This window comes from Brevibacterium sp. LAARM3_SD1 (assembly GCF_057364765.1).
Window position 1 is genome coordinate 1 of record NZ_JBNFOL010000048.1, and the last position, 18,620, is coordinate 18,620.

The 18,620-nt window shown below is 65.7% G+C and carries 16 protein-coding genes; 10 read left to right on the forward strand and 6 right to left on the reverse strand.

Going from position 1 to position 18,620, the window contains the following annotated elements; genetic code table 11:
• Positions 1-53 precede the first annotated feature (53 nt).
• From AC2W7L_RS17560 to AC2W7L_RS17580, 5 genes are all read right to left on the reverse strand, one after another.
• Positions 54-1,289 carry a peptidoglycan DD-metalloendopeptidase family protein gene (locus AC2W7L_RS17560; protein ID WP_486005481.1) on the reverse strand — a complete coding sequence of 412 codons (1,236 nt, stop codon included), beginning with the start codon at positions 1,287-1,289 and terminating at the stop codon, positions 54-56.
• 1 nt (position 1,290) lies between these two features.
• Positions 1,291-2,205, reverse strand: a complete 915-nt coding sequence (gene ftsX, locus AC2W7L_RS17565; RefSeq protein ID WP_486005482.1) for a permease-like cell division protein FtsX — start codon at positions 2,203-2,205, stop codon at positions 1,291-1,293.
• A complete protein-coding gene (gene ftsE, locus AC2W7L_RS17570; RefSeq protein ID WP_025780920.1) occupies positions 2,202-2,891 on the reverse strand; it encodes a cell division ATP-binding protein FtsE in 690 nt (229 codons plus the stop codon). Before ftsE ends, ftsX begins: the two co-directional genes overlap by 4 nt.
• Positions 2,892-3,043: 152 nt before the next feature.
• Positions 3,044-4,168, reverse strand: a complete 1,125-nt coding sequence (gene prfB, locus AC2W7L_RS17575) for a peptide chain release factor 2 (protein ID WP_486005483.1) — start codon at positions 4,166-4,168, stop codon at positions 3,044-3,046.
• Positions 4,169-4,316: 148 nt separating this feature from the next.
• The gene (locus AC2W7L_RS17580; protein WP_486005484.1) at positions 4,317-5,543 is read right to left on the reverse strand and encodes a globin domain-containing protein; all 1,227 of its coding nucleotides are present in this window, start codon (positions 5,541-5,543) and stop codon (positions 4,317-4,319) included.
• Positions 5,544-5,994: 451 nt separating this feature from the next.
• Here AC2W7L_RS17580 and AC2W7L_RS17585 point away from each other — a divergent pair, with 451 nt between their 5' ends.
• The 8 genes from AC2W7L_RS17585 (at position 5,995) to AC2W7L_RS17620 (ending at position 14,826) form a co-directional block, all read left to right on the forward strand.
• Positions 5,995-7,218: a TadA family conjugal transfer-associated ATPase gene (locus AC2W7L_RS17585; protein ID WP_486005485.1), complete on the forward strand. Its 1,224-nt coding sequence runs from the start codon at positions 5,995-5,997 to the stop codon at positions 7,216-7,218.
• On the forward strand, positions 7,215-8,189 hold the full coding sequence (locus tag AC2W7L_RS17590) for a type II secretion system F family protein (protein ID WP_486005486.1): 975 nt from the start codon (positions 7,215-7,217) through the stop codon (positions 8,187-8,189). The genes AC2W7L_RS17585 and AC2W7L_RS17590 overlap by 4 nt, the downstream gene beginning before the upstream one ends.
• On the forward strand, positions 8,186-9,124 hold the full coding sequence (locus AC2W7L_RS17595; RefSeq protein ID WP_486005487.1) for a type II secretion system F family protein: 939 nt from the start codon (positions 8,186-8,188) through the stop codon (positions 9,122-9,124). Before AC2W7L_RS17590 ends, AC2W7L_RS17595 begins: the two co-directional genes overlap by 4 nt.
• A gap of 83 nt (positions 9,125-9,207) precedes the next feature.
• Positions 9,208-9,486 carry a hypothetical protein gene (locus AC2W7L_RS17600; protein WP_228281922.1) on the forward strand — a complete coding sequence of 93 codons (279 nt, stop codon included), beginning with the start codon at positions 9,208-9,210 and terminating at the stop codon, positions 9,484-9,486.
• Positions 9,487-9,493: 7 nt separating this feature from the next.
• Positions 9,494-9,943, forward strand: a complete 450-nt coding sequence (locus tag AC2W7L_RS17605) for a TadE/TadG family type IV pilus assembly protein (RefSeq protein ID WP_486005488.1) — start codon at positions 9,494-9,496, stop codon at positions 9,941-9,943.
• Positions 9,936-10,400, forward strand: a complete 465-nt coding sequence (locus AC2W7L_RS17610; protein ID WP_167198152.1) for a hypothetical protein — start codon at positions 9,936-9,938, stop codon at positions 10,398-10,400. Before AC2W7L_RS17605 ends, AC2W7L_RS17610 begins: the two co-directional genes overlap by 8 nt.
• A gap of 1 nt (position 10,401) precedes the next feature.
• A complete protein-coding gene (locus tag AC2W7L_RS17615) occupies positions 10,402-10,875 on the forward strand; it encodes a pilus assembly protein TadG-related protein (protein ID WP_486005489.1) in 474 nt (157 codons plus the stop codon).
• A 144-nt stretch (positions 10,876-11,019) separates the two neighbouring features.
• On the forward strand, positions 11,020-14,826 hold the full coding sequence (locus AC2W7L_RS17620) for an FtsK/SpoIIIE domain-containing protein (protein ID WP_486005490.1): 3,807 nt from the start codon (positions 11,020-11,022) through the stop codon (positions 14,824-14,826).
• On the opposite strand, the gene AC2W7L_RS17625 is transcribed toward AC2W7L_RS17620, so the two are convergent.
• Positions 14,800-15,834 (reverse strand): GNAT family N-acetyltransferase, encoded by a 1,035-nt coding sequence (locus AC2W7L_RS17625; protein ID WP_486005491.1) that lies wholly within the window; start codon positions 15,832-15,834, stop codon positions 14,800-14,802. The genes AC2W7L_RS17620 and AC2W7L_RS17625 overlap by 27 nt on opposite strands.
• A 44-nt stretch (positions 15,835-15,878) precedes the next feature.
• Between AC2W7L_RS17625 and AC2W7L_RS17630 the strand changes: the two genes are divergently transcribed.
• Together AC2W7L_RS17630 and AC2W7L_RS17635 are read left to right on the forward strand one after the other, a co-directional pair.
• A complete protein-coding gene (locus AC2W7L_RS17630) occupies positions 15,879-16,688 on the forward strand; it encodes a purine-nucleoside phosphorylase (protein ID WP_486005492.1) in 810 nt (269 codons plus the stop codon).
• 65 nt (positions 16,689-16,753) lie between these two features.
• A complete protein-coding gene (locus AC2W7L_RS17635) occupies positions 16,754-18,577 on the forward strand; it encodes a phospho-sugar mutase (protein WP_486005493.1) in 1,824 nt (607 codons plus the stop codon).
• Positions 18,578-18,620: the final 43 nt, after the last annotated feature.

Below are 18,620 nucleotides of genomic sequence, written 5' to 3' on the forward strand. Positions count from 1 at the left end.
GACGGCGGCCCAGCAACCTCGCGCCAGGTTGCTGGGCCGCCGTCGGGTAGCAATTAGAAGATGAAAGGTTTGGGGTCGACGTAGCCGCCGTTCTCCATGATCTCGAAGTGCAGATGGCAGCCGGTCGAAGCGCCCGTCGTGCCGGAGTACGAGATGATGTCGCCCTTTTTGACCCTCTGCCCGTCGTGGACCTTGAGCTTCGTGTTGTGGTTGTAGGTCGACGCGATCGAATTGCCCTTGATCTTGCCGTGGGAGATGACGACGCGGTTGCCGTAGCCGCCGGTCCAACCGGAGGTGACGACGATTCCGTCGCCGGCCGAACGGATCGGGGTTCCGCAGGGCACGCCGAAGTCCATTCCGGTGTGCAGCTTCTTCGCGCCGGTGATCGGGTGGATGCGGTATCCGAACGGAGACGTCGTCGGGTATCCCTTGGCCGGGTTGGCCAGGACGCCGTCGCCGAAGACGAACTTACCCTTCTTCTCCTGCTCCTTCTCCCACTCCCGGACCTTCTCGGCCAGACGCTCCTGTTCGGCCTTCTCGTCGGCGAGCTGCTTCTCGGTCTTGTCCTTGTTGTCGGAGATCGTCTTCTCCGCATCGTCCTTCGCGGAGATGAGGTCGTTGAGGCTGTCGGCCTTCTTCTTCGCATCGACCTGCGCGGCTTCCTTGGCCAGCACAGCCTCGGCGGCTTCGTCCTTGAGGTCGGAGATCTTATCGGTCACGCCCGAGAGCCGCTCTTCGTTGTTCTTGTTCAGCGCCCGCTGTTCGGAGAGTTTGTCGATCGTGCGCTGCTGCGACCGCACGGCCGAATCCACGCGCCCGATGCCGCCGTCGGCGCTCGTGCCCTCGGCCATCTGCAGAAGCATCGCCAGGTCGGAGGTGATGCCCGAGTTCTGGTAGGCCTGCCGCCCGATGCGTGCGGCCGAGGTCTTGTGCTTGTCGATCTCCTCCGTGCCGGATTTGATCGTCTCTTTGAGATCCTTCTGCGCGTTCGTCGCCGAGGTCAGACGCGCGGCCATGTCCTCGTCCTTCTCGATCGCCTTCGCCAGCGCATCGTCGGCGGCCTTCGATGCTGCTTCGGCATCCGGCAGCTTCTCCTCCGCGGCATCGCGTTCGGCGATGACGCGGGCGAGGTCCTCGTCGAGGCCTTCGAACTCCTGCTGGAGTTCCTTGACGCGTTCGTCGACCTCGCTCTTGTCGTCGCGCGGGTCGGCCACCACCGAGGTGACCGGCATGATCACCGCCAGTGCGGCGGCCGTGACGACGAGTCCGAATCTGCGTCTGCGTCTCATCTCAGACCTTCGTGTACTTATTCAACGTGATCAGCGACGAAGCTCCGGCCATGAGCACGCCGATGATGATGAGCACGGGGGTGATGAGGAGGACGTCCCATCCGGAGATGAGGCTGAATCCGGTGGCCTGCGACTGCAGCCAGCCGCTGACGCCGAAGTGGACGAGCAGCCCCAGGGCACCGGCGGACAGGGTCGCACCGATGGCCGAGGCGATGACGCCCTCGAGCAGGAACGGCATCTGGATGAAGGTGTTCGATGCACCGACCAGACGCATGATTCCGGTCTCCCGGCGTCGGGAGAACGCGGAGAGTCTGATGGTGGTGGCGATGAGCAGCATCGCGCACAGCAGCATGATGCCGGCGATCGCGATCGCCACGATGGTCGCGATATTGAGCACCCCGAACAGGCGGTCGAGCAGCTGGTTCTGGTCGACGACCTCTTCCACCCCGGGGGTCGACGAGAACGACTCCTTGATGATGTCGTACTTCTCGGCGTCCTTGAGTTTGACCCGGAAGGACTCGTTCATCTCGTCCTTGGGCACGGTGCCCTCGAGGCTGGTGCCCTTGAACTGCTCCTGGAAGTGCTCGTAGGCCTCGGACTTGTCTTCGAAGTAGACCTTGTCGACATAGGGGGCCAGATCGGAGCTTTCGAGTTCGGCCCGGATCTGATCCTTCTGGTCGCCCGTGACTTCACCGTCGACGCAGTTCGTCGCCTCCGAATCCGGCGGGCACAGGAACACGGAGACCTGCACGCGGTCGTACCAGAAGTCCTTCATCTGCCCGACCTGCATCTGCAGCAGGATCGCGGCACCGACGAAGAGCAGGGACACGAAGGTCACGAGCACGACGGAGATGACCATGGAGAAGTTCCGGCGCAGTCCCGACCAGACTTCGGAGAGGATGAAACCGGCCCTCATGAGGCGACTCCGTAGGTGCCCTCTTCGACGTCGCGGACGATTTCGCCTTCGCGCAGTTCGATGACCCGTCGGCGCATCCGGTTGACGATCTCCCCGTCGTGAGTGGCCATGAGCACAGTGGTGCCGTTGCGGTTGATCTTCTCCAGCACGTTCATGATGTCGGCGCTGGTGGCTGGGTCGAGGTTGCCCGTCGGTTCGTCGGCGAGCAGGATTCCGGGCTTGTTGACCACGGCGCGGGCGATGGCCACACGCTGCTGCTCACCGCCGGAGAGCTCACTGGGATAGCGCTTCTCCTTGCCGGCCAGGCCGACGGTCTCAAGCACGTCGGGCACGAGAGTCGACATGGCTGCGCGGGATTTTCCGATCACCTGGAGGGCGAAGGCGACGTTCGCGAATACCGTCTTGTTCGGCAGCAGGCGGAAGTCCTGGAACACGGTTCCGATCCCCCGCCGCAGGTAGGGCACCTTCCAGCTGGGCATCTTCACCACGGATTTGCCCGCGATGTGGATGCGTCCGGCGCTGGGGACCTCTTCACGCAGAATGAGTCGGATGACCGTGGACTTTCCCGAGCCGGAGGCCCCGACGAGGAACACGAATTCCCCGCGGTCAGCCTCGAACGAGATGTCGTCGAGTGCTTTGCGGGAACGTGTGTCGTAGGACTTCGAAACGGAGTCGAATCTGATCAAGTCGGTCTTCAATCATGTTGCGGGTGGCTCGGCCGATTCCACTGTACGTAACAGTTCCGAGATGTTCGCGGAGGCGGCCGGGCGTGTGTTGCGATCTGATGAAGTTCACAGTCGCCTCGGTGATGGTCGATCCCTCACCAAGGCGGGACCGATCAGGCGTCGGCCTCTTCGGCCATCTCCTGTTCCTTGCGCCAGCGGATGCCGGCTTCGATGAGCCCGTCGAGGTCGCCGTCGAAGACCGCAGAGGGGTTGTTGACCTCATAGCCGGTGCGCAGGTCCTTGACCATCTGGTACGGGTGGGTGACGTACGAGCGCATCTGATCGCCCCAGCTGGCCTTGATGTCGCCGGCCAGTTCCTTCTTCTGCGCAGCCTCTTCCTTGCGCTTGAGGTCGAGGAGCCTCGACTGGAGGACGCGCATCGCGGCCTCACGGTTCTGGATCTGGGACTTCTCGTTCTGCATGCTCACGACCACACCGGTGGGCACGTGGGTGATGCGCACGGCCGAGTCCGTCGTGTTCACCGACTGCCCGCCGGGGCCCGACGACCGGTAGACGTCGATACGCAGATCGTTCTCATCGATGTCGACATGGTCGGTCGACTCGATGAGCGGGACCACCTCGACAGCGGCGAACGAGGTCTGACGGCGTCCCTGGTTGTCGAAGGGGCTGATGCGCACCAGCCGGTGAGTGCCGGCTTCGACCGACAGGGTGCCGTAGGCGTAAGGGGCGTTGATCTGGATCGTCGCGGACTTGATGCCAGCGCCCTCGGCATAGGAGGTGTCGAGTTCCTGAACGTTGTAGCCGCGGTTCTCCGCCCACCGGATGTACATGCGGGTGAGCATCTGTGCCCAATCGGTCGCGTCATCGCCTCCGGCGCCCGAACGCACGGTCACGACGGCGGAGCGCTCATCGTATTCGTGGTTGAGCAGCGTCGAGATCTCGAGTTCTGCCAACTGATCGCGAAGCTTCTTGATGTCACGGTCGGCCTCGTCGAGCGAGTCCGCGTCACCTTCGTCCTGGGACATCTCGACGAGCAGTTCGGCGTCGTCGATGCGTTCGCCGAACTTCTCGAGCTTCTCCAGGGTGCCCTGCTTGTGCGAGAGCTTGGCCGAGGTCTTCTGCGCCGAATCGGGGTCGTCCCAGAATGTCGGCGACGACGCCTGCTCCGTGAGCTCGGCAACCTCGTCGCGCAGATTGTCCAGATCGGACACGTCGAGAATCGCTTTGTACGTCTGGCGGAGGTTGGCGATTTCAGAAGAGTAATCAGTGGTGGCCATAATGATCCGATTCTAGTGCATGCTTCCACCCCGCCCCGAACTGACGGATGCGCGCCGAGGTGGGACCACCTCGGCGCGCATCTGCGCAGTCCCCCGGTTGAGTACTCAGGCACCGGTTCGACCTACCCCAGTCGGGCGAGTGTTGAGATCAGGCGGGCACGAGCTCGGGCACGGTCGCCCAGGTGTCGGGGCCGAAGACCTCGAAGTGGATGTTGGACTCGGGCACATCGAGTTCGTCGAGTCCGCGGCGCACGGCCTTCATGAACGGGAGCGGGCCGCACAGGTAGACCTGCGCGTCGGCGGGAACGTCGACCTCGGCGAGGTCGAGGAAGCCTTCGTGGACGGTCTCGCTCGTCGTCCGCGCGCCGAGCTGTTCGTACCAGTGGTGCATCCGGGCGCCCGGCAGTTGAGCGACGAGCTGCGCCATCTCCTGTCGGTGGGCGTGGGCGACCATCGATTGGTCGGCGTGGAGGACCGTGACTTCGCGGCTGGATTCCTTGGACACGAGGTCGTTGAGCGCGCCGAGGATCGGGGTGCAGCCGATGCCTGCGGAGATGAGGAGCAGCGGAGTCTCGGCGTCTTCGACGACGAGGTCGCCGTAGGGCAGGGAGCAGCGGATCGTGTCGCCTTCGAAGACGTTGCCGTGGATGAAGTTCGACACCTCACCTGCGGGGATGTCAGCCTCGGCGCGGCCGGGCTCAGCTTTGATCGTCACGGCCCAGGACTCACGCGAAGTCGCTCGGGTGAGGCTGTACTGGCGGATCTGCCTGGCTCCGTCGGGCAGCTGGACCTGGACGGAGATGTACTGGCCGGGACGGGCCTGCGGCAGTGCGCCGCCATCGGCGCGAGCAAGGACGAGGCTGATCGTGTGCGGTGACTCCTGCCGGCGCTGGACGACCGTGAGCTCGGACCAGACGTCTCCGGGTTCCACGTCGTGGTCGGCATAGAGTTCGCGTTCGGCGGAGATGAGCGTGTCCGCCATGTCCCAGTAGACCTCGGTCCAGGCGTCGACGACCTCGGCGGTGGCCGCGTCGCCGAGGACTTCGCCGATAGCGGCGAAGAGGTGCTCGTAGACGATCGGGTACTGGTCTTCGGTGATGCCCAGCGAGGCGTGCTTGTTCGCGATCCGGCTCATCATCGCGTCGATGTTCGGGGCGTCTTCGGACACGAGCAGGCTCGCATAGGCCGCGATCGCCCCGGCGAGCGCCTTCTGCTGTTCGCCCTGGGCCTGGTTGCCGCGGTTGAACAGGTCGCGCAGCAGGTCGGGGCGGGCGGTGAACATTCGGTCGTAGAAGATCGGGGTGATGTCCCCGATCGCGGAACCGATGACGGGGAGGGTGTCCCGGACGATGGTGAGTGCGGGTTGCGAGATCAACTCTGCTCCTTTTGCGGCTTCGCCGCGCAGTGGGAACGGCCTTTGCAGGTCGCTGTTCTTCGTGCGCTTTCGACGTTACGCGGACCACCATGCCAAATTCTACGAATTGTAGAATATGAGATTTTCTGTACCGTCGCCATTGCACGGCGGCGCGGCAGGGCGCAAACGCACAGGCAAAAAGCGCCGCCGGCGGGAGATCTGATTCATCCCGCCGGCGGCGCGGCCCATATCGCGTCATGCGAAGGCTAGTGAGGAAAATATAGACCGGATCCCACCCCCGCGCAAGACGAAGAATCGGCGCAATGACAGTCGTGAAACTACACGTTGAGCATTTGCGGAATCGATTCCCGGTTATCCACAGATTTGGGAATACACTAGATTCTTCATTCGACTACAGCTAGGTTAAACAGCAAATCACGCTGTCAATTGAATGATCGGGCAAGGGTTCAGAGTGGAAGCCACCGAAGTCATCACCAGCGAGGTTCACAAACGGATCAGAGATCTCGATGTGGATCCCCGCGCCGATATTCAGCGCTCTCGCGAGCTCATTCGCACCGTCATCGCCGAATACGATGAGCGCAGCCTCGTCGCCGACCTTCCTCTTCTCGAAGACAAAGAGGCGACGTTCCGCCATATCGACAATCAACTCTCGGGCTTCGGTGCCCTGCAGGACTATTTCGATGACCCGCATGTCGAAGAGATCTGGGTGAACTCCCCGAGCGAGGTCTTCATCGCCGTCGACGGAATCCACCAGCTGACGACGACGAAGTTGAGCTCCGGCGAACTCGATGACCTCATCGAGCGGATGCTTCGGACCTCGGGCCGCCGCGTCGATCTTTCGCAACCATTTGTCGACGCCATCCTGCCCGACGGGTCCCGCCTGCATGTCGTGCTGCCCGATATCACTCGCGCCCATCCGGCCGTGAATATCCGCAAGTTCATCGCCCGGCCGCGCAATCTCGCCAGCCTGGTCTCCTCCGGGTCTCTGACTCCCTCGGCCGCCGAGTTTCTCGACGCTGCCGTGGCGTGCGGGGCCAACATTCTCGTGTCCGGGGCCACTCAGGCGGGCAAGACGACGATGCTCAATGCTTTGGCCGGCTCGATTCCGGCCCGCGAGCGCACGATCTCCTGCGAAGAGGTCTTCGAACTCAATCTGCCCAGCCGCGACTGGGTCCCCATGCAGTGTCGCCAGCCGTCGCTGGAAGGAACCGGCGAAGTCACCCTCCGCGCTCTCGTCAAAGAGGCGCTGCGGATGCGGCCGACGCGAATCATCGTCGGCGAGGTCAGAGAAGCCGAAAGCCTCGATCTCCTGGTCGCACTGAATTCGGGGTTACCTGGGATGGGCACCATCCATGCGAATTCCGCCCGCGCGGCGATCACGAAGATCTGCACTCTGCCCCTTCTTGCCGGGGCGAACATCTCCTCGGCGTTCGTCGTGCCCACCGTCGCCGTCAGCCTCGACGTCGTCGTCCATCTGCGGCGGGACCCGTCCGGGGTGCGCCGAGTCGATGAGATCTGCGCGGTGCCGGGAGGGGTCGAAGGCGACGTCGTCGAACTCGATACGATCTTCCATTCGCCACGCGGACAGCTCATCCGCGGCCAGGGGTTCGGCCACCTCGGCGAGCGTTTTGCGGCCATCGGCCGCGATCTTCACACCGTTCTGGAGGCGGCGTGAGCTATTCGCAGTCCGCTCTGCTCATCGGCTCCTGCCTCGGGGCGGGACTCTTCCTCATCTGGATGTCGCTGTGGCAGCGACCGCCGGGCAAACGGACGCAGTCGCGGTGGGTGCGCGAACTCGATGACATGCTCACCGGGGCCGGCTTCCCCAGGCTGCGTCCGGCGCATCTGCTGCTCATCTCGGTCGCGGCGTTCTGTGTGGTTGCCGTCGTATCCACGGTGCTCACCGGCTCGTGGGCGATCGCGCTGTGCTTCGGTCTCTTCGCGTCCTGGCTGCCGCACCGTGCGCTGCAGCATCGGGCGCGCAGCAGGCAGGTGATGCGGCGCGAGCTGTGGCCCGAGACGCTCGACCATCTCAATTCCGGAGTCCGTGCGGGGCTGTCCCTGCCCGAGGCTTTGAGTTCTCTGGCCCATCGCGGACCCGAACCGCTGCGACCCTTGTTCGAAGTCTTCGCCGAGGAATATCGGGCAAGCGGCTCGTTCGCCTTGGCGTTGGAGCGGTTCCGGCAAGTCAGCGCCGACCCGGTGGCCGACCGCATCGTCGTCGCGCTCAGCGTCACTCGGCAGGTCGGAGGCAGCGATCTGGGCACCATGTTGCGGGCCCTGGCACAGTTCGTCCGTGATGATGCCCGCACCCGCAATGAGCTCTCTGCCCGTCAGCAGTGGACGGTCAACGGCGCCCGATTGGCCGTCGCCGCACCGTGGGTGGTGCTCGCGTTCCTGTCGACCCGACCCGAAACGGCGGCGGCGTACAACTCGCGAACCGGGCTGATCCTCTTGGCGGCGGGCTTCGTCGTGTCTCTGCTGGCGTATCAGGCGATGAAGCGCATCGGCAGGCTCCCGGCCGAACCTCGGGTCATCGAGGGCTCGTCGCTCAGCGCCGCCCACCGACGCTTTGCAGGCAGCGCTGGAACGAGCGGCGGATTCACCTCCGACAGTGAGGACGCTGCGGACGGGCGGGCGGCATGAGCCTCCTCGGCGAGCCTTGGTCGATACTGGCCCTCGGACTCTTCAACGGCTTCGCTCTGTGCGTCTTCGTGCTCTCCCTCCCACCGCTGCGCAAACCGACGCTGTCGTCGCGGATCGCGCCCTATCTGCGGGATCAGGAATCCTTGGTCGACATCTACGCCCCGCCGACCCCGCGCACCGAGGGATTCTGGGGACTGGTGAAGTCCTGGCTGGTCAGCTCGACCCTGTGGGTGACGTCGCGCATCACCACGGATGCGACTCTGCGGCTGCGCATCGACCGCCTCGGCGGCAATGCCACGATCGAACGGTTCCGCATCAACCAGGTGCTGAGCATCCTCGTCGGGATGATCGTCGCCGGTGGTCTGGCCGGTGTCCTGTCGGCGCAGCGCGGCTTCTCCCCCATCGTCACAATCGTCCTCGTCACCAGCGGCGGCATCGCCGGGCACGTCGTCAACGATTGGCGACTCAGTCAAGCCATCGCCCGCCACGAATCCCGTGTGCTCGCTGAGTTCCCGACCGTCGCTGAGCTTCTTGCGCTGTCCATCACCGCCGGTGAGGGGATCGTGGAGGCTCTCGAACGAGTGTGCCGCACCTGCTCCGGCGATCTCATTGACGAACTCCGCGCAGCCCTGGCCGCCACTCGCACCGGCACACCGTTGGTCGAAGCGCTCGATGCGATGGCCACACGCATCGCCATTCCCGAGATCGTCCAGTTCGTCGACGGCCTCGCAGTGTCGATGACCCGCGGCACCCCACTTGCCGAAGTGCTCCGTTCTCAAGCTGCTGACGTGCGTGAACAGTCCCGACGGCGCCTCCTCGAACTGTCCGGTCGCAAAGAGATTGGGATGCTCGTCCCGGTGGTCGTCTTCGTGCTTCCCGTCACCGTCATCTTCGCTGTCTTCCCGTCGCTGACCGTCCTCGACCTCAGTCCGTAACGACCAATCCCACGCCCACGACCACCTCCCGCATCAACGACCACGCGGATCGATACCTCGACCGCGCCGAAGAAGGAGACACGATGTTCCGCCAGTTCACCTACCGCCTCGTCCCGCTCATGCTCGGGCTCATCCCCGGTCCTCCTCCGCGAGGAGGAACCACCATCGCCGAGGCGGCCGACCACGGCATCGACCCGAACCTCACCGAGGAAGTCGACCGGCCCGATCGCGGAGACGTTCCCGGCTGGGTCCTCATCACCCTGATGACCGCGGGACTGGTGGTTGCACTGTGGGCGCTGGCCGGCGAAGCCTTCACCTCGATGTTCCAGGACGCGATGAACAAGGTCCGCGGGGCCGGGTGACCGCACGGTGCGCAGAGACGACGACACGGAACGGGGAGACCGACTGGGGGCCGCCTCGGTGAGCGCGGCAGGCGAGCGCAGCGATGCGGGATCCGCCGTCGCCGAGTTCGCTCTCATCGCCTCATTGTTGGCCCTCATCCTGGCCGGAGCTCTGCAGATCGGTCTCGTCATCCATGTCCGCAACACCGTCATCGATTCCGCCATCGCCGGAGCAAGACAGGCGAGCCTGGCCGATCAGACTCCACGAGACGGGCAGAAGCTCACCCGCGACCTCATCCGAGTGTCCGTGGGCGAGCGCTATGCCCAGAAGGTCACCGTCTCGATGTCAAAGCACGGTGCCGTCGAGATCGTCGAAGTTCAGGTGACGACTCCGCTTCCGGTCCTCGGGCTGTGGGGACCGGCCGAGGTCTGGGAGCTGCGCGGACGATCCATCGTCGAGGACATCGACCGTGACTGAGGCAGAGCTCGGTCAAGGCGTCACCTCCGACGTCGCCGAGTCCAGAGGCGCCGATGAGGGAACGGCGGTCATCGAGTTCATCTTCGCCTCCGTCGTCCTGCTCATTCCGGTCATCTACCTCATGCTCACTCTCTCCCAACTGCAGGCGGCCAGCTATGCGACCACCTCGGCGGCCATGTCGGCCTCACGCATCGCCGCTCGCGACGCGAACCCCTCGGAAGCCCGCGCCCACGCCGTTGCCGAGATGCATTTCGCTGACTTCGGACTGCGGGATGCACCGACCTCCATCACCTACTCGTGCTCCGGACCCTGTGGACAGGCCGGATCTCTCGTCACCGCACGTGTCGAGACGAAGGTGTCACTGCCCGGGTTCCCACTCCTCTTCGGCTCCGACCGGTCACCGCATATCACTCTGCGCGCGAACCACACCGACGTCGTCGCCACAGGACGTCAGTGACATGCCGACCACGAGTGAGCAAATTCCGGAGCGGCGCCGAGAAGCGCAGATCGATCATGAATCGGATGGCGGGTCCATCACACCGTTGGCCATCGGATTCGTCGTCATCGCCTTGCTGCTGGCCTTCCTCATCGCTGCCCTGACCGATCTGCACATGGCGCGCCGCGAACTGCAGGGGCTGGCGGATTCCGCGGCGCTTGCGGCATCGGACTCGTTCGAACCTGCTCCCGGCGACGATCCCGGCCTCGTGTTCTCACCTCCCGCGGCCAAACGGGCCGCCGGACGGTACCTCGACGCGGTGCCGACCCCGAAGGACATGGCACAACTGCGGTTGAGCGCCGATGCCGATGGGACACATTCGGTGCGCATCCGCATCGAGGCCCGCTACTCTCCGGCGCTGCTCTCACCGTTCGTACCCGGCCTCATCGACCTCCAGGCCACCGCTTATGCCCGGGGCGCCCTGCGTCTCGACTGATCGGTGCGCGTCGTCCACTCCGACGCCGATGCCTGTGGGAACTGGCCCCACTCACGCATCCTGAGGGTGTGGACGTCCATGTCGCTTCCACAGGGCGTTTTGTCCCTCTTGCCCGGCCCATATGCTCCCGGTGAATCTATAGGCATGAGAACCCTGGGACTCATCCACCGCCTCGAGACGAACGGAGCCGTCACGAGCATCAGCGTCGAAGCCGATTCCGCCCAGCCTGCCTTAGACGTCTTCCGGTCTGCCTTCGGACCGGAACTGACTCCTGAGGACCTCCTCGCCGGCAACCGGCTCGAGAACCACAGGCTCGATTCGATCAGCTGGGGTCACTGGCAGAGACTCAATCCCATCACCGTCGTCGGTGCGGATTCTCTGCGCACCACCGACGACTGCACCGGCTCCGCATCGACGACCGTATCCGTCACGGCAGGGCCCGACTCCGGCTTCATTCTGACACTCGACCCACGGCGAGCCTTCCTCTCTCGCTTGCCCCATTCCGATTGCCTGACACTCGTCGACCCCTGCATCTCCCGCACCCCGCAACCGCTGCAGCTCGATGCCACGGGTGACCAGCCCGCCATTCATGTGGGTGCGACCGTGCTCGCACCGGGCACAGCCGACAGTTCGTCGGCCGACCCTTCGTACTCGGCTTCCCGTTCGGCTCCGCCGATACGGTCCCCGCCGCTGCACCGCAGCGACGACATCCATATCGCGCCGAAGACGATCGACGATCCTCGACCGGCCAGGCCTCCGCAGTGGTGGACGTTCCTCATCCCCGTCGGCATCGGCGTCGTGCTTGCCGTGGTCACCGGAATGTGGTGGTTCCTGCTCTTCAGCGTCTCGGCCCCGCTCTCCGGATGGGTCGCCTACCTGGTGGAGAAGAAGCGCTTCACCCGCGACAGTGCACGATGCCTGCTCGACCGCGACGAGGCATTGGCCGAGGCCCGTGCCAGGCTGCGTCGCCTCGAGGCCACGCACCGACACCTGCTCTTCTCCTCCCCCGGTCTGTGCCTGGGTTTCGGGGCAGTCTTCAGCGACCTCACCGTCGACGAAAGCCTGCAGGACGAAACTGACCACGTCGACGGTCGAGTCGTCTGCACCGATATGCCAGTTCGCATCGATCCGCGCACGACGACGGTCACCGTCAGCGGAACCCCCGCAGTCCTGCGCACCATGGCTTTCGCGTGGCTGGCCGACCGACGATTCAGGTGGCGGCCCGACCCCGAGCTCGCGCGTCTGCCGGAGCTTGCAGGCACCGAATTCTCCGCCGACCGTTCCGCACACCTGACCCGGGCCGACGGCCGGCCCGCGGACACCGCCGATGACCCCATCTCGATCACCCTCGACGAGGCGGCCCACCCTGCCGTGCTCACGCTCACCGCCCCGCATGCCGGTTCTGCGGTGTCGATGACGGTGGGAACTCTCGCGCAGGCGCGCACCACGTCCTCGACCGCACCCGGCGGCCCGGTGCCCGGCCGGACGCTCATCGCCACCCTCATGCCGGCTGCTCGCTTCGTCACTCTGCACTGTGGTCACTCGGCGCAGACCGAGCCCCGAGCCTGGCCCGATCACGGGCTTGGCGAACTCTGCGACGATGCGCCCGAGGCCATCCGGTCGCGGTGGCGGCGCCCCGCCTCGGGGCCGGTGCCGATCGGTCGCGGAGCCGACGGTGACGTCGGAATCGATCTGTTCTCCGACGGTCCCCACGCTCTCGTCGCCGGCACCACGGGCAGCGGAAAATCCCTGCTCCTCCAGACCTGGCTGCTGTCGATGGCCTTGGCACAGCCGCCTCGGCGACTGCGTTTCGTCCTCATCGATTTCAAGGGCGGGGCCACGTTCTCCCCTCTGCAGGGGCTGCCGCACACCGACAGCGTGCTCGACGATTTCGACTCCGGACTTGCCTTTCGCGCCCTCGTCTCGGTGCGCGCTGAGATCACCCGCCGTGAACGACTGCTGGCCGACCACGGATGCGCCGATGTCGCCGACCTCGCCGCCCCTCCCCCGCGACTCGTCGTCGTCATCGACGAGTTCCACGCGCTCATGGCCACTCACCCTCGCGCCGCCGATCTGCTCGAACACCTCACCGCGCTGGGACGATCCCTCGGCGTTCACCTCGTTCTCGCCACTCAGCGCCCCATGGGCGTCGTGACCGGGCAGATGAAGGCGAACATCAACATCCGTGTGTGCCTGCGGGTGCGCGATGAGACCGATTCCTTCGACGTCATCGGCACCGATGCCGGCGCGTTCCTGCCCGCTGACAAGCCCGGCGCCGCCTGCCTGGACTCCGGGATCAGCGTCACCCAGTTCCGCGTGGCCGTGCCCTTCGGACAAGGCACCCACACCGAGGCGGCCATCCGGCCTCGCGTTCGTCCTTGGGTCCGGGGACCGGTTCCGTCGCTGGCCAGCGGAGTGCACGGTGTCAGCGTCGACAACATCGTCGCCGCCACGCGGGACAATGCTGGGCCCGGGAACGATGCAGCGGCCGGAGCCGACGAGATGCCCGAGAAGTCGTCGCGTAAAGGGCAGGAGCGACAGATCGTGCTGCCGCCCCTGCCGATTCCGGAGGACATGGCGGCCTGGGCAGTTGGAGGGCCGACCCGGGACGCCGAGGGGACGGTAGAGGCAGGCACAGGACTCGGCACAGTGATCACGGGGATCATCGATGTCCCCAGTGAACAGCGGCAGTTGAAGTGGACATTCGATCCGGATGTGGACGGTTCCACGATCCTGACGGGCGGCAGCCCCGAAACCGTGGAATCCGTGCTCGTGAATATGGCTCGCGCGGCGGCGCCGACCCGGCGGATCATCGCGATCGGCAGGATCTCCGCGGCTCTCGACTGGGCCGACATCAGCTGCGGAATGAACACGGGCTGGCAGATTCAGGCGGCTCTCGACCATCTCTCTGCCAACGGGAGCCCGGGCAGGATCGCCCCGGACGGTGACGGCACCGCGACCGCAGCGCGCGAAGAGACGAGCCGACGCCCGCCGAGTCTGCTCGTCTGCAGCAATTGGGCGGAATTCGTCGACTCGCTCGACCACTTTTGGGCGGAGCGCGCCGATCGCCTCCTCGGGTTTGGCGCCGGATCGGATCTCGTGTTCCTGCTCGCCGGGTGCCGGAACGTGACGAGCAGAAGTTCTCGGTTCGCCACTCAGATCAATTTCCCGCCCGACGCCGGCGAAGACGGGACGAGCGTCGGACTCAGCCGGCAGCGGTTCGCCGGCAGGTGGCCGAATCTTCGTGCCGTCATCCGCGGTCCCCGCGTGCAGTCTGCGGGTGGAGACGGTGCCGATGTGCAATTCGTGCCCGGTGACGCGGCCCCACATGACTCGTCCGTATTGGGAGCGGAAACGGTCACCCTCAGCGGACGGGAGTGTCGCGGCGAACCGGAGTCCCGTGAGGAATTCACTCCACGCTGGCGTGGCCTTGACCGACCTGTATGCGAAGGTGAAGCGTCATTCGGCAGCATGACGGTGCCCGGCGTCATCCCCATCGGCGTCGACGCTTTCGGCGACCTTGTCGTGTGGGATCCCCTGTGGGAGGGTTCGGTTCTCACTGTTCGCGGTTCTCCGCAGAGCGGCAAGACCGAATTCGCGACCTTGGTGCACCGCCTCGGCGGGGTGTCTGTCCATGATGACGCCTACTTGGAGTCGGACCCGGTCGACTGGGATCTGCTCGACGGACGCTTCCATGTGCTCACCATGCCGACGCGGTTCACTCCCGGCTATGGTTCCCCTCTGTCCAAGGCGCAGAACCTGGGGCCGCTGCTCGTGCTCGGTGTGCACACCAAGCAGGATCTCACCGGGCTCGGGGTGCTGCGGCACGCCCCGCTCGATGGGTTGGCCGGGACGGGCTGGTTCGTCACCGAAGAACAGACGCGTCCAGTTCGCCTCTTCAGCTCCACAGGCGTCGAGCCTGATTCAGCTCATGTCGGCAGGAGGTCCTGAGAGAGTCTCGTAGCGATAGAGCTCGGTCGCGGTTCCCGCCTCGAGCAGGCGGTCAGCGAGCGCCGAGACCACGGGCATTCCGCTCGTGACCTCGATGACGACATCGGCGTCGACAGACAGCCTGGCCAAAAGGAGTTCGGCATCGGCGACGGCCGCGGCGAAGTCCTCGCCGCCTGTCTCGGCGGCATCGTCGCGAGTCTCGAACATCGACCCGAGGATGAGCTCGGTCGGCGGTTCCTCGTCGACCTGATCGACGACGGCGGTCCCGTCCGCGGCACCAGCTCCCGGCTCACCGGCCGAGGGCAGAACGCCGGTGGTCTCATCGGCCTCCCGCGCATAGGACACGGCGAAGGCGCTGAGTCCACCCGCCTCGGCGGTTCCGGCAGCACCATTCAGCAGTGCGGCACCATGAGCTCCGGCTGCTTCGGAGAGGAACGCGTTGTTCACCTGTCCGATGGTCAGCGGTCCGACGGCGTCGTCGCGGTTGACGGCGGTGTACCAGGCGAGGAATGCCTTCGTCAGCTTCACCGAACCGGTGGCGACGATCTCGAGGTCCTCGGCCCGACCACCGCCGGCCGGCGGCAGGGCACCGGCGGGCACCTTGATCACGCGGGTCGTCGTCAGCGGGGTGAAGCCGAGCGCCTGAGCGAAGCCTTCGCCCGCACTACCGGCCTGCACACGGGCCCGCAGATCGAGGCCTTCGAGCGCGGTTCCGCGCGTCTCCGCACACACCGCTTCGAAGAGTTCACGCCCCTGACCATGTCCCTGTTCCTCGGCGGCGACCTCGACGTGGACCCACGCCCGGTAGGGGTGAAGCGGGGATTCAGCGATCGCGGCGGCTCCGACGGGAACGTCGGGGACCACCTCGGCGATGACGGAGCGGATCAGCGGCGAATCCGAGGACGGGCGGAACAGGGACCTGGCCATATGACCGGCCGGGGTGGTCGCGTCGGCGAACACCTCATTCAGGCGCAGATCGTCACCGTCGTTCAGCTCTCGAATCGGCATGTGCTCGCTCCTTGGGCGGTGGGGAACTTGATAATCTTGGCGTCATGACTGACTTAAGCGATCCTACCGCCGCCGCGCACGCCGCGGCCACGACCATCAACGCGAACGCGGGCATCGAATCGCATGACATCGCACTCGTCCTCGGTTCCGGTTGGGGTGGGGCGGCGGACCTCCTCGGCGAGACCGTCGCCGAGATCTCCGCGGCGGAGGTTCCCGGATTCCACGCTCCCGCCGTCGAAGGCCACGGTGCGACCCTGCGGACCGTGCGGATCGAGGCCAGCGGCAAGCATGCGCTTGTGCTTGGATCGCGCACCCACTACTACGAGGGCAAGGGGGTGCGCGCCGTGGCTCACGGTGTACGCGCCGCCGCTGCAGCCGGCTGCGCCTCACTCGTGCTGACGAACGGCTGCGGTGGGCTCAACCGCAACTGGGCGCCCGGGACTCCGGTGCTCATCTCCGATCACATCAACCTCACTGGCACCTCTCCGATCGAGGGCGCGAACTTCGTCGATCTCACCGATCTGTACTCCCCGCGGATGCGCGCCATCGCCAAGGAGATCGATCCGACCCTCGACGAAGGCGTGTACGCACAGTTCCGCGGACCTCATTATGAGACCCCCGCCGAGGTGCGCATGGCCGGGACCCTCGGTGCCGATCTGGTGGGAATGTCGACGACGTTGGAGGCCATCGCCGCACGTCAGGCCGGGCTCGAACTCATGGGAGTTTCGCTGGTGACGAACCTTGCCGCCGGCATCCAGGAGACCCCGCTCTCCCATGCCGAGGTCATCGAGGCCGGAGCCGCGGCCGCCCCGCGCATCTCCCGACTGCTCGCCGACATCGTCGCGAAGCTCTGAGACGCAGTGCTACCAGCACTCCCCTGACTCATCCCTCTTCACCGCAGACCCGCAAAGGACGGAACATGACCCGCGTAGCCGACAGGTTCACGAATGGATTCGACGCCGAAGTGGTCCGCGCCTGGATCGCCGATGACCCCGACCAGCAGACGGCGACGACCCTGGAGCACATTCTCGCCGAGGCCGAGAGCGGGGATGCTGCGGCAATCTCCGATCTCGAGGACCGGTTCTCCGGCCCCCTCGTCTTCGGCACCGCCGGACTGCGCGGTGAGATCGCAGCCGGTCCGAATCGAATGAACCGGGCCGTCGTCATCCGGGCAGCCGCCGGTTTGGCCGCGTTCCTCGCCGACACCGTCGGTGAGGGATTCCGAGTCGTCATCGGCTGCGACGCTCGATACAAGTCCGCGGAATTCGCCGCGGACACCGCCGCCGTCGTCACAGCTGCCGGCGGAGTCGCGATCCAATTGCCCGAGCAGCTGCCGACCCCGCTGCTGGCCTTCGCGCTGTCGCATCTCGAAGCCGACGCCGGTGTCATGGTCACGGCCAGCCACAACCCTCCGGCCGACAACGGGTACAAGGTCTATCTGGGCAAACGTCCCCTGCAGACGCTCGGGTCTGAGGCCGACGCCGAGGCGGGTGCCGGAGCTCAGATCGTCAGCCCGGCTGATGCGCAGATTGCTGAGAAGATCGCGGCCGTCGATTCTGTGGCGTCTGTGCCGCGTGCCGAGTCCGGGTGGGAGCACCTCGACGAATCGATCGTCGAGGAGTATCTGTCCCGCATCGACGCCTTGAGTGTGCGTGCCGAGTCGGATCTGTCGATCGTGCTGACCTCACTGCACGGCGTCGGTGCCGGGGTCGCCGAGGCGGCCCTGACCCGCACCGGGTTCACGAACCTCCACCCAGTGGCCTCCCAACAGGCACCGGACCCGGACTTCCCGACCGTGTCCTTCCCGAATCCGGAGGAAGCCGGTGCCCTCGATGAGTCCTTTGCCGTGGCCAGGGAGGTCGGCGCCGAACTCATCATCGCCAATGATCCCGATGCCGACCGGTTCTCCGCGGCCATCCCGGATCAGTCCGCGGCCACCGGATTCCGTCAGCTCTCCGGCGACGAGGTGGGGCTCCTCCTCGGCGAGGACGCGGCGACTCGTTTGGCGGCGGGAACACATCATGCGACGGAGACGGATTCTCCGGTCTTCGCGAATTCGATCGTGTCCTCCCGTGCTCTTGCCGCAGCGGCGGCCAGTCACGGATTCGAAGCGGTGAATACGCTCACCGGCTTCAAATGGATCTCTCGCGTGGCTGGCCTCGTCTTCGGCTACGAGGAGGCACTCGGCTACTGTGTCGATCCGGCTGCCGTGCGCGACAAGGACGGCATCTCGGCGGCCGTGACCTTCGCGGCCCTGGCATCGCGGCTGAAGTCAGAGGGCAGCAGCATCGAAGCCGAGCTCGATCGGATCCGCACCCGCGACGGCTACTTCGCGACCGCTCCGCTGAGTTTCCGCCTCGATGATGTCTCCCTCATCGCCGCGGCGATGGCGAAGCTGCGGGAGAATCCTCCGGCCACGTTGGCCGGGTCCCCGGTCGCCGAGGTCCATGACCTGTCGGCCGGGTACCAGGGGCTGCCGCCGACCGACGGGATTCTGCTGCTCTCCGAGTCGAACTCGCGGGTCATCGTGCGTCCTTCGGGCACCGAGCCGAAGCTCAAGTGCTATCTCGAAGTCGTCGCCGATCCCTCGGAACTCCAGGCTGCGGCCGATGCCGATGCCCGTGCGGCCGCCAGCGCGGGAGTGCGACTGCCGGCCACCTCGGCGAGTGCTTCACTCAAACCCGCACTCAAGGAACGCCTGAACTCGATCAGCACCGAATTGAAAACCTTCTTCGCCCTCTAATTACTACCTGACGGCGGCCCAGCAACCTCGCGCGAGGTTGCTG

What these genes read in the sequence shown, in the direction of transcription:
- AC2W7L_RS17560 (WP_486005481.1), bottom strand. Translation starts at nt 1,289, where the DNA reads ATGAGACGCAGACGCAGATTCGGACTCGTCGTCACGGCCGCCGCACTG.
- ftsX (WP_486005482.1), bottom strand. Translation starts at nt 2,205, where the DNA reads ATGAGGGCCGGTTTCATCCTCTCCGAAGTCTGGTCGGGACTGCGCCGG.
- prfB (WP_486005483.1), bottom strand. Translation starts at nt 4,168, where the DNA reads ATGGCCACCACTGATTACTCTTCTGAAATCGCCAACCTCCGCCAGACG.
- AC2W7L_RS17595 (WP_486005487.1), top strand. Translation starts at nt 8,186, where the DNA reads ATGAGCCTCCTCGGCGAGCCTTGGTCGATACTGGCCCTCGGACTCTTC.
- AC2W7L_RS17600 (WP_228281922.1), top strand. Translation starts at nt 9,208, where the DNA reads ATGTTCCGCCAGTTCACCTACCGCCTCGTCCCGCTCATGCTCGGGCTC.
- AC2W7L_RS17615 (WP_486005489.1), top strand. Translation starts at nt 10,402, where the DNA reads ATGCCGACCACGAGTGAGCAAATTCCGGAGCGGCGCCGAGAAGCGCAG.
- AC2W7L_RS17620 (WP_486005490.1), top strand. Translation starts at nt 11,020, where the DNA reads ATGAGAACCCTGGGACTCATCCACCGCCTCGAGACGAACGGAGCCGTC.
- AC2W7L_RS17625 (WP_486005491.1), bottom strand. Translation starts at nt 15,834, where the DNA reads ATGCCGATTCGAGAGCTGAACGACGGTGACGATCTGCGCCTGAATGAG.
- AC2W7L_RS17630 (WP_486005492.1), top strand. Translation starts at nt 15,879, where the DNA reads ATGACTGACTTAAGCGATCCTACCGCCGCCGCGCACGCCGCGGCCACG.
- AC2W7L_RS17635 (WP_486005493.1), top strand. Translation starts at nt 16,754, where the DNA reads ATGACCCGCGTAGCCGACAGGTTCACGAATGGATTCGACGCCGAAGTG.